The sequence below is a fragment of the Mycobacterium sp. 4858 genome (assembly GCF_900240975.1).
Classification (GTDB): Bacteria; Actinomycetota; Actinomycetes; order Mycobacteriales; family Mycobacteriaceae; genus Mycobacterium.
Genome location: NZ_LT968776.1, coordinates 1,952,989 through 1,968,012, shown reverse-complemented (window position 1 = coordinate 1,968,012; position 15,024 = coordinate 1,952,989). Strand labels below are relative to the sequence as shown.

The 15,024-nt window shown below is 67.2% G+C and carries 13 protein-coding genes; all 13 read left to right on the top strand.

Going from position 1 to position 15,024, the window contains the following annotated elements; translation table 11 throughout:
• The first annotated feature begins 116 nt into the window (after positions 1–116).
• The 13 genes from fadD5 (at position 117) to C1737_RS17685 (ending at position 15,019) form a co-directional block, all read left to right on the top strand.
• Positions 117–1,757, top strand: a complete 1,641-nt coding sequence (fadD5, locus tag C1737_RS17745; RefSeq protein ID WP_068095124.1) for a fatty-acid--CoA ligase FadD5 — start codon at positions 117–119, stop codon at positions 1,755–1,757.
• Between the two features lie 248 nt (positions 1,758–2,005).
• Positions 2,006–2,821 carry an ABC transporter permease gene (locus tag C1737_RS17740; protein ID WP_067922748.1) on the top strand — a complete coding sequence of 272 codons (816 nt, stop codon included), beginning with the start codon at positions 2,006–2,008 and terminating at the stop codon, positions 2,819–2,821.
• A gap of 1 nt (position 2,822) precedes the next feature.
• Positions 2,823–3,692 (top strand): ABC transporter permease, encoded by an 870-nt coding sequence (locus C1737_RS17735; protein ID WP_067922669.1) that lies wholly within the window; start codon positions 2,823–2,825, stop codon positions 3,690–3,692.
• A gap of 5 nt (positions 3,693–3,697) precedes the next feature.
• The gene (locus C1737_RS17730; protein WP_102419050.1) at positions 3,698–4,999 is read left to right on the top strand and encodes an MCE family protein; all 1,302 of its coding nucleotides are present in this window, start codon (positions 3,698–3,700) and stop codon (positions 4,997–4,999) included.
• A complete protein-coding gene (locus C1737_RS17725) occupies positions 4,996–6,036 on the top strand; it encodes a virulence factor Mce family protein (protein WP_067918818.1) in 1,041 nt (346 codons plus the stop codon). Before C1737_RS17730 ends, C1737_RS17725 begins: the two co-directional genes overlap by 4 nt.
• Positions 6,033–7,625 (top strand): virulence factor Mce family protein, encoded by a 1,593-nt coding sequence (locus tag C1737_RS17720; RefSeq protein WP_102419049.1) that lies wholly within the window; start codon positions 6,033–6,035, stop codon positions 7,623–7,625. Before C1737_RS17725 ends, C1737_RS17720 begins: the two co-directional genes overlap by 4 nt.
• Complete coding sequence (locus tag C1737_RS17715; protein ID WP_102419048.1) at positions 7,622–9,235, top strand: virulence factor Mce family protein; 1,614 nt, start codon at positions 7,622–7,624, stop codon at positions 9,233–9,235. Before C1737_RS17720 ends, C1737_RS17715 begins: the two co-directional genes overlap by 4 nt.
• 158 nt (positions 9,236–9,393) lie before the next feature.
• Positions 9,394–10,554, top strand: coding sequence for a virulence factor Mce family protein (locus C1737_RS17710; RefSeq protein ID WP_102419047.1), 1,161 nt, complete (start codon positions 9,394–9,396; stop codon positions 10,552–10,554).
• Positions 10,548–12,098 carry a virulence factor Mce family protein gene (locus tag C1737_RS17705; RefSeq protein ID WP_067918810.1) on the top strand — a complete coding sequence of 517 codons (1,551 nt, stop codon included), beginning with the start codon at positions 10,548–10,550 and terminating at the stop codon, positions 12,096–12,098. The genes C1737_RS17710 and C1737_RS17705 overlap by 7 nt, the downstream gene beginning before the upstream one ends.
• The gene (locus C1737_RS17700; RefSeq protein ID WP_102419046.1) at positions 12,068–12,835 is read left to right on the top strand and encodes an Mce protein; all 768 of its coding nucleotides are present in this window, start codon (positions 12,068–12,070) and stop codon (positions 12,833–12,835) included. The genes C1737_RS17705 and C1737_RS17700 overlap by 31 nt, the downstream gene beginning before the upstream one ends.
• Positions 12,832–13,800, top strand: a complete 969-nt coding sequence (locus C1737_RS17695; protein WP_102419045.1) for an RDD family protein — start codon at positions 12,832–12,834, stop codon at positions 13,798–13,800. Before C1737_RS17700 ends, C1737_RS17695 begins: the two co-directional genes overlap by 4 nt.
• On the top strand, positions 13,797–14,351 hold the full coding sequence (locus C1737_RS17690) for a mammalian cell entry protein (protein WP_067918804.1): 555 nt from the start codon (positions 13,797–13,799) through the stop codon (positions 14,349–14,351). Before C1737_RS17695 ends, C1737_RS17690 begins: the two co-directional genes overlap by 4 nt.
• Positions 14,318–15,019 carry an Mce protein gene (locus C1737_RS17685; protein WP_102419044.1) on the top strand — a complete coding sequence of 234 codons (702 nt, stop codon included), beginning with the start codon at positions 14,318–14,320 and terminating at the stop codon, positions 15,017–15,019. The genes C1737_RS17690 and C1737_RS17685 overlap by 34 nt, the downstream gene beginning before the upstream one ends.
• Positions 15,020–15,024 lie beyond the last annotated feature (5 nt).

The following is a 15,024-nucleotide window of genomic DNA, read 5'->3' as shown; positions in this document are numbered from 1 at the left end:
CTTTTGTCGGGGCTTGTCAGCAGGGCCTTAAGGCCATAATGTGACCCAGACAACACCATGTTTTATCAAATATCAACCTGGCGCAAGCGGTGCGCGAGTGAAGGGGAAGGGTTGACTTGACCGCGCAATTGGCGAGCCATTTGGCACAGGGAACCGAACAGCCGTATCTGGCCAGGCGACAGAACTGGGTGACCCAGCTCGAGCGGCACGCCCTGATGCAGCCCGGCGCGACGGCGTTGCGGTTCCTCGGGAAAACCGTCACGTGGGGGGAACTGCGGGACCGGGTGGCGGCGCTGGCCGATGCGTTGAGCCGTCGGGGAGTCGGCTTCGGCGATCGCGTCATGGTCCTGATGCTCAACCGCACCGAATTCGTCGAGTCGGTGCTGGCGGCCAACATGCTCGGCGCCATCGCCGTCCCCCTGAACTTCCGGCTCACCGCCGCCGAGATCGCCTTCCTGGTTCAGGATTGCCAGGCGCGCGTCATGATCACCGAGTCGGTGCTCGCCCCGGTGGCCACCGGGGTCCGCGACGTCGAGCCCCTGCTGGGCACGATCGTCGTGGCCGGCGGCCCGACCGACGGCAGCGTGCTGGGCTACGACGACCTGATCGACGAGCCCGGGCCCTCGCACCGGCCCGTCGACATCCCGAACGATTCGCCGGCGCTGATCATGTACACCTCGGGCACCACGGGCCGCCCGAAGGGCGCCGTGCTGACCCACACCAACCTGACCGGCCAAACGATGGCCGGGCTGTACACCAACGGCGCCGACATCAACAGCGACGTCGGGTTCGTCGGCGTCCCGTTCTTCCACATCGCGGGCATCGGCAACATGCTGACCGGGATGCTGCTCGGCACGCCGACGGTGATCTACCCGCTCGGCGCGTTCGACCCGGGGCAGCTGCTCGACGTGCTGGCCGAGGAGAAGGTCACCGGGCTCTTCCTGGTGCCCGCGCAGTGGCAGGCCGTCTGCGCCGAGCAGCAGGCGCGCCCGCGCGACCTGAGGCTGCGGGTGATGTCGTGGGGGGCCGCGCCGGCGCCCGACGCGCTGCTGCGCGAGATGTCAGCGACATTCCCCGGAACCCAGATCCTCGCCGCGTTCGGCCAGACCGAGATGTCGCCGGTCACGTGCATGCTGCTGGGCGAGGACGCGATCCGCAAACGTGGATCGGTCGGCAAGGTGATCCCGACCGTGGCCGCCCGCGTGGTCGACGAGAACATGAATGACGTGCCGGTCGGCGAGGTCGGCGAAATCGTTTACCGCGCACCAACTTTGATGAGCGGCTACTGGAACAACCCGCAGGCCACCGCGGAGGCGTTCGCCGGCGGCTGGTTCCATTCCGGAGACCTCGTCCGGATGGACTCCGAAGGCTACGTGTGGGTGGTGGACCGCAAGAAGGACATGATCATCTCGGGTGGCGAGAACATCTACTGCGCCGAGGTGGAAAACGTGCTGGCCAGCCATCCGAACATTGTCGAAGTCGCAGTGATCGGGCGTTCCCACGACAAGTGGGGCGAGGTGCCGATCGCGGTGGCCGCCGTCGCCGGCGACTCGCTCCTGCTCGACGAGTTGGAGGAATTCCTGACCGAGCGGCTGGCGCGGTACAAGCATCCCAAGGCGCTCGAGATCGTGGACGCGCTGCCGCGCAACCCCGCCGGCAAGGTCCTCAAGACTGAGCTACGGATTCGTTACGGGTCCGCAAATATCGACGAAAATCGTTCCACTACAAAAGGTTTCACTGCCAGAGAGGAAAGCTGACGGAAACTGTAACGTTTGCCCGTTGTTGACGAAGGGTTAATTGTGCAGATGCAGTTCACACGTGCATGGCCATCGGGTACATTCCTGTGGTCTCCGTTACTACTTGCCAGTAGGGAGCCGATGGTCACACACGGTGGTTGGGGCGAGGCGGGGGCATCCCTCGACCGCGAAGCGGCAAGGGGGCGAGGCGTGCGACACGACCCGCCGTGGCGCCGGGAGGCGCGCGGTACCAGCTGGAGGGGGCAGCGGTGACTTCAACGTCGGCTAGTCGGCAGGGCCCCTATTTGGTGGGTTACCTGCGCGACCAGCTGCAGACACCGCTGACGCTCATCGGCGGGTTTTTCCGGATGTGCGTGCTGACCGGACGGGCGCTGTTCCGCTGGCCGTTCCAGTGGCGCGAGTTCGTCCTGCAGTGCTGGTTCATCATGCGGGTGGCATTTCTGCCGACCATCATGGTGTCGATCCCGCTGACCGTCCTGTTGATCTTCACGCTCAACGTGCTGCTGGCGCAGTTCGGCGCCGCCGACCTCTCGGGCGCGGGCGCGGCGATCGGTGCCGTCACCCAGCTCGGTCCGCTCACCACGGTGCTGGTGGTGGCCGGCGCCGGTTCGACGGCGATCTGCGCGGATCTGGGTGCGCGCACCATCCGCGAGGAGATCGACGCGATGGAGGTGCTCGGCATCGACCCCATCCACCGGCTGGTCGTCCCCCGGGTGATCGCCGCGACGCTGGTCGCCACCTTGCTCAACGGCCTGGTGATCACCGTCGGCCTGGTCGGCGGCTACCTGTTCGGCGTCTATCTGCAAAACGTCTCGGGTGGCGCCTACCTGGCGACCCTGACCACCATCACCGGCCTGCCGGAGGTGGTCATCGCGACGGTCAAGGCAGCGATCTTCGGTCTGATCGCCGGGCTGGTCGGCTGCTACCGCGGGCTGACGGTGCGCGGCGGCTCCAAGGGCCTGGGCACCGCCGTCAATGAGACCGTCGTGCTCTGCGTCGTCGCGCTGTATGCGGTCAACGTGGTGCTGACGACCATCGGCGTGCGGTTCGGAACGGGCCACTGACATGTCGACCGCTGCCGTATTACGCTCCCGCTTCCCCCGGGCGGCCGAAAACCTCAACCGCTACGGCGGTGCCGCGGGGCGCGGCCTCGACGACATCGGCCAGATGGCCTGGTTCGGGGTGGTGGCCCTCGGGCACATCCCGCACGCGCTGCGCAACTACCGCAAGGAGACACTGCGGCTGGTCGCCCAGATCGGCATGGGCACCGGCGCGATGGCCGTCATCGGCGGCACCGTCGCGATCGTCGGCTTCGTCACCCTGTCAGGTAGCTCCCTGGTCGCCATCCAGGGTTTCGCCTCGCTGGGCAACATCGGCGTCGAGGCGTTCACCGGCTTCTTCGCCGCGTTGATCAACGTGCGCATCGCCGCCCCGGTCGTCACCGGCATCGCGATGGCCGCCACCGTCGGCGCGGGCGCGACGGCCGAGTTGGGCGCCATGCGTATCAGCGAAGAGATCGACGCCCTGGAAGTCATGGGCATCAAGTCGATTTCGTTCTTGGCGACCACCCGGATCATGGCCGGTCTGGTGGTCATCATTCCGCTTTACGCGCTCGCGATGATCATGTCTTTCCTGTCCCCGCAGATCACCACCACGGTGCTCTATGGGCAGTCCAACGGCACCTATGAGCACTACTTCCGGACGTTCCTGCGTCCCGACGACGTGTTCTGGTCGTTCCTCGAGGCCATCATCATCACGGCGGTCGTGATGATCACCCACTGCTTCTACGGCTACAACGCCGGCGGCGGGCCCGTCGGCGTCGGCGAGGCCGTCGGCCGATCGATGCGTTTCTCGCTGGTGTCGGTGCAGGTCGTTGTTCTGGCTGCCGCGTTGGCGCTCTACGGCGTCAACCCCAACTTCGCGCTCACGGTGTAGCCGCCATGACATCGCCAGTGAAGGTCAACGCCCCCCGGAAGCCGCCGTACAAGCTGGCCGGCGCCGCGGCGCTGATCATCGCCCTGGTGGCGCTGGCCCTGGTCTACGGGCAGTTCCGGGGGAACTTCACGCCCAAGACCGAGTTGACGATGTTGGCGTCGCGGGCCGGGCTGGTGATGGATCCGGGTTCGAAGGTCACCTACAACGGGGTGGAGATCGGCCGGGTGGGCAACATCGCCGAGACGGTGCGCGATGGCAAGCCGGCCGCCAAGTTCACCCTGGAGGTCTATCCGCGGTACCTGTCGCTGATTCCGTCCAACGTGAACGCCGATATCAAGGCGACCACGGTGTTCGGCGGCAAGTATGTGTCGCTGACCACCCCGAAGAATCCGTCGCCGCAAAAACTCAGCCCGCACACGGTGATCGACGCGCGGTCGGTGACCACCGAGATCAACACGCTGTTCCAGACCGTCACCTCGATCGCGGAGAAGGTGGATCCGGTCAAGTTGAACCTGACGCTGAGCGCGGCCGCGCAGGCGCTGACCGGGCTGGGTGACAAGTTCGGGCAGTCGGTGGTCAACGCGAACGCGATCCTCGATGACGTCAATCCGCAGATGCCGCAGGCGCGTCATGACATCCAGCAGCTGGCCGGGCTGGGCGACACCTACGCCAACGCGGCGCCGGATCTGCTGGACTTCTTGAACAATGCGGTGATCACCTCGCGGACGATCAATGCGCAGCAGAAGGATTTGGACCAGGCGTTGTTGTCGGCGGCCGGGTTCGGCAACACCGGCGCCGACATCTTCAATCGGGGCGGGCCGTATCTGGCGCGCGGGGCCCAAGACCTGGTGCCCAGCGCCCAGCTGCTGGACACCTACAGCCCCGAGATCTTCTGCACGCTGCGCAACTACCACGACATCGAGCCCAAGGCCTCCTCGTTCCTGGGCGGCAACGGCTACTCGCTGGTCGCCCACACCGAGGCGCTGTCCGGGCTGGGGTTGCTGGCCAACCCGGTGTCGGCGGTGGCCACCCTCGCCAGCCTGGTCGGCGGGCTGGCCGGCGTGGTCGGCGGTGCACCCAACCCGTACACCTACCCGGAGAACCTGCCGCGGGTGAACGCGCGCGGCGGGCCGGGGGGCGCCCCCGGCTGCTGGCAGCAGATCACCCACGACCTGTGGCCCGCACCCGAATTGGTGATGGACAGCGGCAACAGCATCGCGCCGTACAACCACCTCGACACCGGTTCCCCGTACGCCATCGAGTACGTCTGGGGCCGCCAAGTAGGGGATAACACGATCAACCCATGAAAATCACCGGAACCATCGTCAGGCTCAGCATCTTCTCGTTGGTGCTGCTGATCTTCACTGTGATGATCATCGTCGTGTTCGGTCAGATGCGTTTTGACCGCACGACCTCGTACTCGGCCGAGTTCGCCAACGCCAGCGGGCTGCGGGCGGGCCAGTTCGTCCGCGCCTCCGGGGTGGAGATCGGCAAGGTCGACTCGGTCGAGCTGGCCGACGGCGGCAAGCGGGCGCGGGTGAAGTTCAACGTCGACCGCTCGGTGCCGCTGTACCAGTCGACGACGGCGCAGATCCGCTACCTCGACCTGATCGGTAACCGCTACCTCGAGCTCAAGCGTGGCGAGGGCGAGGGCGCCGACAAGATCCTGCCCAAGGGCGGCTTCATCCCGATGTCGCGGACCTCGCCTGCGCTGGACCTGGACGCCCTGATCGGTGGTTTCAAACCGCTGTTCCGCGCTCTGGACCCGCAGAAGGTGAACACCATCGCGACGTCCCTGATCACGGTGTTCCAGGGACAGGGCGGCACCATCAACGACATCCTCGACCAAACCGCGCAGCTGACCAACCAGCTCGGTGAGCGCGACCAGGCCATCGGCGAGGTCATCAAGAACCTGAACATCGTGCTGGACACCACGGTCCGCCACCGGCAGCAGTTCGATCAGACGGTCAACAACCTCGAGGTGCTCATCACCGGGCTGAAGGATCACGGCGACCAGTTGGCAGGCGGGACCGCGCACATCAGCAACGCCGCCGGTACGGTTGCCGACCTGCTCGCCGAGGACCGCGGGCTGCTGCACAAGACGCTCAACTACCTGGATGCGATCCAGCAGCCGCTCATCGACCAGCGCGACGGCCTCGACGACTACCTCAAGAGGGTGCCCACCGCCTTGAACATGATCGGACGCGCCATCGGCTCCTACGGCGACTTCGTGAACTTCTACGCCTGCGACATCACGCTCAAGATCAACGGTTTGCAGGGCGGCGGCCCGGTCCGCACGGTCCGGCTATTCCAGCAGCCGACGGGTAGGTGCACGCCGCAATGAGAACACTGGAACCGCCCAACCGGGTTCGCATCGGGCTGATGGGCATCATCGTGACCCTGCTCGTCATCGGCGTGGGTCAGAGCTTCACCAGCGTGCCCATGCTGATGGCGAAGCCGCACTACTACGGCCAGTTCACCGATACCGGGGGCATCGGGGTCGGCGACAAGGTGCGCATCGCCGGCGTGGACGTCGGCAAGGTCGAGGCCATCAGCATCGAAAACGACCACATCCTGGTCAAATTCAACCTCGGGACCGCGTCCATCGGCACCGAGAGCCGGCTGGCGATCAAGACGGACACGATCCTGGGGAAGAAGATCCTCGAGGTCGAGAACCGGGGCAATCAGCAACTGAGGCCAGGAAATTCGTTGCCGATCGGGCAGAGCACGACGCCCTACCAGATCTACGACGCGTTCTTCGACGTCACCAAGGCCGCGCAGGGCTGGAACATCGACACGGTCAAGGAATCGCTGCACGTGCTGTCGCAGACCATCGACCAGACCTACCCCCACTTGAGCGCGGCGCTCGACGGGGTGGCCAAGTTCTCCGACACGATCGGCAAGCGCGACGAGCAGGTCAAGCACCTGCTGGCCCAGGCCAACCAGGTGGCCAGCGTGCTGGGTGACCGCAGCGAGCAGGTGGACCGGCTGCTGGTCAACACCAAGACGCTGCTGGCCGCCTTCAACGAGCGCGGGCAGGCGATCAACGCGTTGCTGGCCAACGTCGCCGCCTTCTCCGAGCAGGTCAAGGGCTTCATCAACGACAACCCGAACCTCAATCACGTGCTCGAGCAGTTGCGTCAGGTCAGCGACATCCTCAAGGAGCGCAAGGACGACGTCGCCGCGGGGCTCACCGAGGTCGGCAAGTTCCTGCCGTCGCTGAACGAGGCCATCGCGTCGGGGCCGTTCTTCAAGGTGGTCTTGCACAACCTCGCGCTGTACCAGATCATCCAGCCGTGGGTGGACGCCGCGTTCAAGAAGCGCGGCATCGACCCGGAGAACTTCTGGCGTAGCGCCGGCCTGCCCGAGTTCCGGTGGCCCGACCCCAACGGCACCCGGTTCCCCAACGGCGCACCGCCGCCGGCGCCACCGGTGCTCGAGGGCACGCCGGAGCATCCGGGGCCGGCCGTCCCGCCGGGGTCGCCCTGCTCCTACACCCCGGCCAACCCGGGCGGCAACGTCACCGTCGGCGACGAGGGCCTGCCGCGGCCATGGAATCCGCTGCCGTGCGCAGGTGGGGGTATCGGTCCGTTCGGCGGCCCGGGCTTCCCGGCACCGGTCGACGTGATGACCTCGCCGCCCAACCCGGGCGGTCTGCCACCGACGCCGGGCATCCCGATCGCCGGACGGCCGGGTGACCCGCCGCCGGATGTTCCGGGGACGCCCGTTCCGTTGCCGGCCCAGGCGCCGCCGGGTGCGCGCACCGAGAACCTGGCGCCGGCCGGACCGACGCCGCCGCCGTCGACGTTCGCGCCCGGCCTCCCGCCGGGGCCGGCGGCACCACCCGGGCCCGGCGAACAGTTGCCGGCACCCTTCATCAACCCCGGCGGATCGGGAGGCAGCGGCGCAGCCGGGGGAGGTAGCCAGAATTGAGCACCGCCTTTGACATCCGGAACATCCGGCTACCGAAACTGACCCGGGCGACCGTCATCCTCGGCTCGCTGGTGATCGTGCTGGCCATCGTCGTCGGGTTCGTCGGGTGGCGGCTCTTCGAGAAGCTGACCAACAACACGGTGGTGGCCTATTTCCCGGCGGCCAACGCGCTGTACCCGGGCGACAAGGTCCAGATCATGGGCATGCGGGTGGGCGCGATCGACAAGATCGAGCCGGCCGGCGACAAGATGAAGGTCACCTTCCACTACGAGAACAAGTATCGGGTGCCGGCGAACGCCAACGCGGTGATCCTGAACCCGACACTGGTGGCCTCGCGGGCAATCCAGCTGGAGCCGCCCTACAAGGGCGGCCCGGTGCTGGCCGACAACGCGGTGATCCCTGAGGAGCGCACCCAGGTCCCGGTGGAATGGGACCAGTTGCGCAACAGCATCACCAACATCATCTCCAAACTGGGCCCCACGCCGGAGCAGCCGACGGGACCATTCGGCGAGGTCATCGAGTCCTATGCCAACGGGCTGGCCGGCAAGGGCAAGGAGTTCAACACCACGCTGAGCAACCTGTCGCAGGCGCTCACCGCGCTCAACGAGGGCCGCGGTGACTTCTTCGCCGTGGTGAAGAGCCTGGCGCTGTTCGTCAACGCGCTGCACAAGGACGACCAGCAGTTCGTCGCGCTGAACCAGAACCTGGCGGAGTTCACCACGCGGCTCGCGCACAACGACAGCGACCTGTCGAACGCCATCGAGCAGTTCGACGGCCTGCTGTCCACGGTGCGCCCGTTCCTGGACAAGAACCGCGAGGTGCTGACCTACGACATCAACAACCTGGCGACCGTGACGAACACGATCCTGCAGCCGGATCCGCTCAACGGGCTGGAGACCGCGTTGCACGTCCTGCCGACGGCGGCGGCGAACATCAACCAGATCTATCACCCGTCGCACGGATCAGTGGTCGCCATCCCGGCGATCACGAACTTCGCCAACCCGATGCAGTTCATCTGCAGCTCGATCCAGGCGGGCAGCCGGCTCGGCTATCAGGAGTCCGCGGAGTTGTGCGCGCAATACCTGGCGCCGATCCTCGACGCCATCAAGTTCAACTACCTGCCGTTCGGCGCCAACCTGTTCAGCACCGCCGAGACCCTGCCCAAGGAAGTGGCCTATTCGGAGGACCGGCTGCACCCGCCGAACGGATACAAGGACACCACCGTGCCCGGCATCTGGGTCCCGGACACCCCGACGTCGCACCGCAACACCCAGCCCGGCTGGATCGTGGCGCCGGGGATGCAGGGCCAGCAGGTCGGGCCGATCACCGCGGGCCTGATGACGCCGGATTCGCTGGCCGAACTCATGGGAGGCCCCAACATCGCGCCGGTCCAGTCGAACCTGCAGACCCCGCCGGGACCGCCGAACGCCTACGACGAGAACCCGATCGTGCCGCCCATCGGCCTGAACGCGCCGGTGCCGATCCAGCCGCCGCCCCCGGGACCCGGCGTGGCCCCGGGCCCGGTGGCCCCAACGCCGGCGCCGGTCGCGGCGCCCGCACCCAACGCGGGTGGGCCGGCGGTGCCGACTGACGTCGGGGGTGGCCAGTGAGGCGCGAGACGAGCGCGGAACGCGCGAGGAACAAGCCGAACCGTCTAGCACTGAGGCGCGAGACGAGCGCGGAACGCGCGAGGAGCAAGCCGAACCGTCTAGCACTGAGGCGCGAGACGAGCGCGGAACGCGCGAGGAGCAAGCCGAACCGACGGCCAGTGAGGTCGTTGAGTCTGGTTCGCCGCGGGGCCTGGCAGGGGTTGGTGCTGCTCGTGGCCGCGCTGGTGTTGAGTTCGTGCGGCTGGCGTGGGATCTCCAACGTCGCGATCCCGGGTGGCCCCGGCAGCGGCTCGGGTGCCATGACGCTCTACGTGCAGGTCCCCGACACGCTGGCGATCAACGGCAACAGCAAGGTGATGGTGGCCGACGTCTTCGTCGGGTCGATCAAGAAGATCGAGCTGAAGAATTGGATTGCCACGCTGACCCTGGGCATCGACAAGAGCGTCAAGCTGCCCAAGAACGCCACCGCCAAGATCGGCCAGACCTCGCTGCTGGGCTCCCAGCACGTCGAGCTCGCCTCGCCGCCGAACCCGTCGCCGCAGCTGCTCAAGGATGGCGACACCATCCCGCTGAAGAATTCCTCGTCGTATCCGACCACCGAGCAGACCTTGGCGAGCCTGTCGCTGATCCTGCGCGGCGGCGGCATCCCCAACCTGGAGGTGCTGCAGAACGAGGTCTACAACATCTTCAACGGCCGCGGCGAGGCGATCCGGTCCTTCCTGGGCAAGCTGGACACCTTCACCAGCCAGCTCAACGAGCAGCGCGACGACATCACCCACGCGATCGACTCGACCAACCGGCTGCTGGGCTACGTCGGCAACCGGGCCGACGTCCTCGACCGGGTGCTGACCGACATCCCGCCGCTGGTCAAGCATTTCGCCGACACCAAGAACCTGCTGATCAACGCCGTCGACGCGGTGGGACGCCTCAGCCAGGCCGCCGACCAGTACCTGTCGGAAGCCCGCGGGCCCCTGCACACCGACCTGCAGGCGCTGCAATGCCCGCTCAAAGAGCTGGGCCGCGCCTCGCCGTATCTGATCGGTGCGCTGAAGCTGATCCTCACGCAGCCGTTCGACATCGACACGGTGCCGAAGATCTTCCGCGGCGACTACATCAACATCTCGCTGACGCTCGACGTGACCTACAGCTCCGTAGACAACGCGTTCCTCACCGGCACCGGATTGTCGGGGGCCCTGCGCGCGCTCGAGCAGTCGTTCGGGCGTGATCCCGAGACGATGATCCCCGACGTCCGCTACACGCCGAACCCGAATGACGCGCCCGGCGGGCCACTGGTGGAAAGGGGGGACAGGAATTGCTGACTCCTTTCGTCAGACGCCAGCTGATCGCGTTCGGGATCCTGACCGTCATCTCGCTGCTCGTGCTCGGGGTGTACTACCTGCAGATCCCGAGCCTGGTCGGCGTCGGCCGGTACACGCTGAAGGCCGAGCTGCCCGCGTCGGGCGGCCTGTATCCGACGGCGAACGTGACGTATCGCGGCATCACCATCGGCAAGGTCACCGACGTCGAACCGACCGAGCGGGGCGCCGAGGCGACGATGAGCATCGACAGCCGCTACAAGATCCCCACCGACGCGACGGCCAACGTGCACTCGGTGTCGGCCGTCGGTGAGCAGTACCTGGACCTGGAGTCGACCGGGAACCCGGGCAAGTTCTTGTCGGACGGTCAGACGATCACCAAGGGCACGGTGCCGGCCGAGATCGGTCCGGCGCTGGACACGGCCAACCGCGGCCTCGCCGTGCTGCCCAAGGACAAGATCGCCCAATTGCTCGACGAGACAGCGCAATCCGTGGGCGGACTGGGTCCGGCCCTGCAGCGGCTGGTGGACTCCACTCAGGCGATCGTCGGTGATTTCAAGACCAACATCACCGACGTCAACGACATCATCCAGAACTCGGGACCGATCCTGGACAGCCAGGTCAAGTCCGGTGATGCCATCGAGCGCTGGGCTCGCAACCTGAACAGGCTGGGCGCGCAGTCCGCCCAGGAAGACCAGCACGTGAAAAGCGTGCTGCGCCAGGCGGCGCCGACGGCCGACCAGGTCAACGAGGTGTTCAACGACGTGCGGGATTCGTTGCCGCAGACGCTGGCCAACCTCGAGGTGGTGTTCGACCTGCTCAAGCGGTACCACACCGGCGTCGAGCAGGTACTGGTGTTCCTGCCGCAGGGCGCGTCGATCGCCCAGACGGTGGCGGCGCCGTTCCCGAACATGGCGGCACTGGACCTGGCGTTGTCGATCAACCAGCCGCCGCCGTGCCTGACCGGCTTCATCCCGGCATCGGAATGGCGGTCCCCGGCCGACACCAGCATTCAGCCGTTGCCGTCGGGCACCTACTGCAAGATTCCGATGGACACCCCGGCCAACAGCGTGCGCGGGTCGCGCAACATCCCGTGTACGGACATCGAGGGCAAACGGGCGGCCACACCGCGGGAATGCCGCGACCCCAACCCGTACGTTCCGGCGGGAACCAACCCCTGGTACGGCGATCCCAATCAGATCCTGACCTGCCCCGCGCCCGCGGCCCGCTGTGACCAGCCGGTGAAGCCGGGCCAGGTGATCCCGGCGCCGTCGATCGACACCGGCCTGAACCCGGCCCCCTCGGACCGCGTCGCCGGGACCCCTCCGCCGACCAGCGACCCGTTGTCGCGGCCGGGGTCGGGTACGGTGCAGTGCAACGGCCAGCAGCCCAACCCGTGTGTTTACACGCCCAGCGGGCCACCAGTGGCGACCTACAGCCCCCAAAGCGGTGAACTGGTAGGGCCAGACGGGGTTAAATACTCTGTCGAAAACTCGGCCAGAACAGGAGACGACGGATGGAAGGAGATGCTGGCACCAGCCGGCTGAACCCCCCACCGATGCCGAAGTTTCCCCGTCTGGGCAGACGGCGTCCGAAGAACGAGGACACGGCGGCCGCCGCCGAACCGACCAGCCCTGAGGTGAGGGCCGAGGATTCGCCGGAATCCGAGGGCGGAGCCGAACCGACCAGCCCCGCGGTGACGACCGAGGAGCCCGCCGAACCGGAGGACGCAAGCGAGGAGACCGGTCCCGAGGCCGCACCCGAAGAGGCCGCCGCCGCACGCCGCCCGTCGCGGTTGGGGCGGGGCTGGCTGGCCGGCATCGCTGCGGTGCTCGTGCTCTGCGCCGCGGCCGCCGGCGCCGGCGGCTACTTCGCGTTGCGCTACCACCACGAAAGCCAGGCGATCGCCCGCAATGACGCCGCGGCGCTCAAGGCCGCCGTCGACTGCGTCTCGGCGACCCAGGCCCCCGACACCAACGCGATGGCCGCGAGCGAACAGAAGATCATCGACTGCGGCACCGACGCTTTCCGCTCCCAGGCGCTGCTCTATACCAGCATGCTCGTCCAGGCGTATCAGGCCGCCAACGTCCATGTCCAGGTGTCCGACATGCGGGCCGCGGTCGAACGCAACAATCCCGACGGTTCCGTCGATGTGTTGGTGGCGGTGCGCGTCAAGGTCGCCAACGATCAGACGCAGAACGAGACCGGCTACCGGCTGCGGGTGAAAATGGCTCTGGCCGAAGGCCAATACAAGATAGCCAAGCTCGACCAGGTGACGAAGTGACGGTGGTGGTCGAGAAGCCACCGGCTACGGCCGCCCAGGAGCCCACGCCGAATGCCTTGGCGCCCTGGCATCTTCGTGCCGGTGCGTTCGCCGTCGACGTGCTGCCGGGTGCCGCCGGGGTGGCCACGCTGGCGCTGGTCTTCTTCACCGTTCCGCCGCGAGGCGTGTGGTGGTGGCTCTGCGTCGCGACCATCGGGATCGTAATCCTGCTGGTGTTGGCGAACCGGCTGCTGTTGCCGACGGTCACCGGCTGGAGCGTGGGGCGGGCCCTCTTCGGCGTGGCGGTCGCGCGGCGCGATGGCGAGCCCGTCGGGCCGTGGACGCTGCTGCTGCGCGACCTGGCCCACCTGCTCGACACCGTCTCGGTGGTGGGATGGCTTTGGCCGCTGTGGGATTCGGGGCGCCGCACCTTCGCCGACATGCTGTTGCGCACCGAGGTGCGACGTCGGGAACCCGCCGAGCCGGCATTCGGCGTGTGCCGGTGGACGGCCGTCGTGGTGCTGGGCGCGACCGCGCTGTGCATCGCCGGCGCGGCGATCAGCTACGCGGCGGTGTTCGCCCCCGATCGGGCCACCGACCGGGCCCGGGCCCAGCTCGACACGCAGGGGCCCAAGATCGTCGCGCAAATGCTGACCTACGACCCCAAGTCGTTGCACGATGACTTCGCCCGCGCCCTGGCGTTGGCGACCGACAAATACCGCAAGCAGCTGGCCGCCCAGCAGGACATGGTGCAGAAGGGCACCCCGGTCATCAACGAGTACTGGGTGACCGACCACGCGATCCAGTCGGCGTCGCCGGATCGGGCGACGATGCTGATGTTCATGCAGGGACGGCGCGGCGCCGCACCCGACGAACGCTACATCTCCGCCACCGTCCGGGTCACCTTCACCAAGGACGGCGGCCGTTGGCTCGTCGACGACCTCACCGTGCTCACCAAGCCCAAACCGGCCGGGACCGAAAAGTGAGCCCGCGCCGCAAGTTCACGCCGGACGAGCAACCCCTGCTGGTCCCGAGCCCGGTGCCGCCGGGGCGGCCCTGGGGCCTGGCGTGGGCCAGCGCCGTCGCCGCCGTTTTCATGGCGGCCGCGATCACGGTGTGCAGCCTGATGCTCGCCGACCATGAATCCCGCGAGCGCGCCGCGTCGAGGAACCGGGAGGTGCTCAGCTACGTGACCGGCTTCATGACGCAGTTCACCTCCATCGACCCGTTCCATGCCAACGACTACGTGACACGGGTTCTCGCCCAGGCGACCGGCGACTTCGCCAAGGAGTACCGCGACAAGGCGAACGAGATCCTGCTACAGGTGGCCCGCGCCGAACCGGCCACCGGCACCGTTCTGGACGCGGGGGTGGAGCGATGGAACGACGATGGCAGCGCAACAGTCATCGTGGCGACCGCGGTCAGCACCAAATCGCCTGACGGTAAACAAGTTTGGGAAAACGCCAACCGGTGGACGGCGACCGCCGCGCAGGAAGGGAAGCAGTGGAAGATCAGCAACCTGCAGCAGGTGATCTAGCCGCCGACGAGACCGCCCCGGAGGGGTCGGCCTCGGAGGGGCGCGCGGATTCGCCAAACGCCGACGAAGCCGCCTCTGTCGCACAAGAATCCACGACGGACGTCGATGCCGCCGCCGATGCGCGACCCGGCGGTCGCACGAAGCGGCGATGGCTGGCCGGCAAGCGGCTGGCGATCGCCGTCGTCGCGGCCGCGGTGCTGTTCGTTGGATCGGCGGCATTCGCTGGTGCGACCGTGCAGCCCTACCTGGCCGATCGTGCCGCCGCGGCAACCAAACTCAAAGTGGCGCGGACCGCGGCCGAGGCGATCACCACGCTGTGGACCTACACGCCCGAGAACATGGACACCCTCGCCGACCGCGCGTCGCGCTACCTCAGCGGGGATTTCGAGGCGCAGTACCGCAAGTTCGTCGACGCCATCGTGGCGCCCAACAAGCAGGCCAAGATCACCAACCACACCGACGTCACGGGCGCGGCCGTCGAGTCGATCGATGACGCCAACGCCGTGGTCATCGTGTACACCAACACCACATCCACCAGCCCGTTGACCAAAAACGTGCCCTCGCTGAAGTACCTGTCCTACCGGCTGTTCCTCAAGCGCGCCAACAACCGGTGGCTGGTGACCAGGATGACGACCATCACGTCGCTGGATTTGACGCCGCACGTCTAGCGCGG

Coding starts and splice junctions, on each gene's coding strand:
- C1737_RS17735 (WP_067922669.1), top strand. CDS start 2,823: ATGTCGACCGCTGCCGTATTACGCTCCCGCTTCCCCCGGGCGGCCGAA.
- C1737_RS17730 (WP_102419050.1), top strand. CDS start 3,698: ATGACATCGCCAGTGAAGGTCAACGCCCCCCGGAAGCCGCCGTACAAG.
- C1737_RS17725 (WP_067918818.1), top strand. CDS start 4,996: ATGAAAATCACCGGAACCATCGTCAGGCTCAGCATCTTCTCGTTGGTG.
- C1737_RS17720 (WP_102419049.1), top strand. CDS start 6,033: ATGAGAACACTGGAACCGCCCAACCGGGTTCGCATCGGGCTGATGGGC.
- C1737_RS17700 (WP_102419046.1), top strand. CDS start 12,068: ATGGAAGGAGATGCTGGCACCAGCCGGCTGAACCCCCCACCGATGCCG.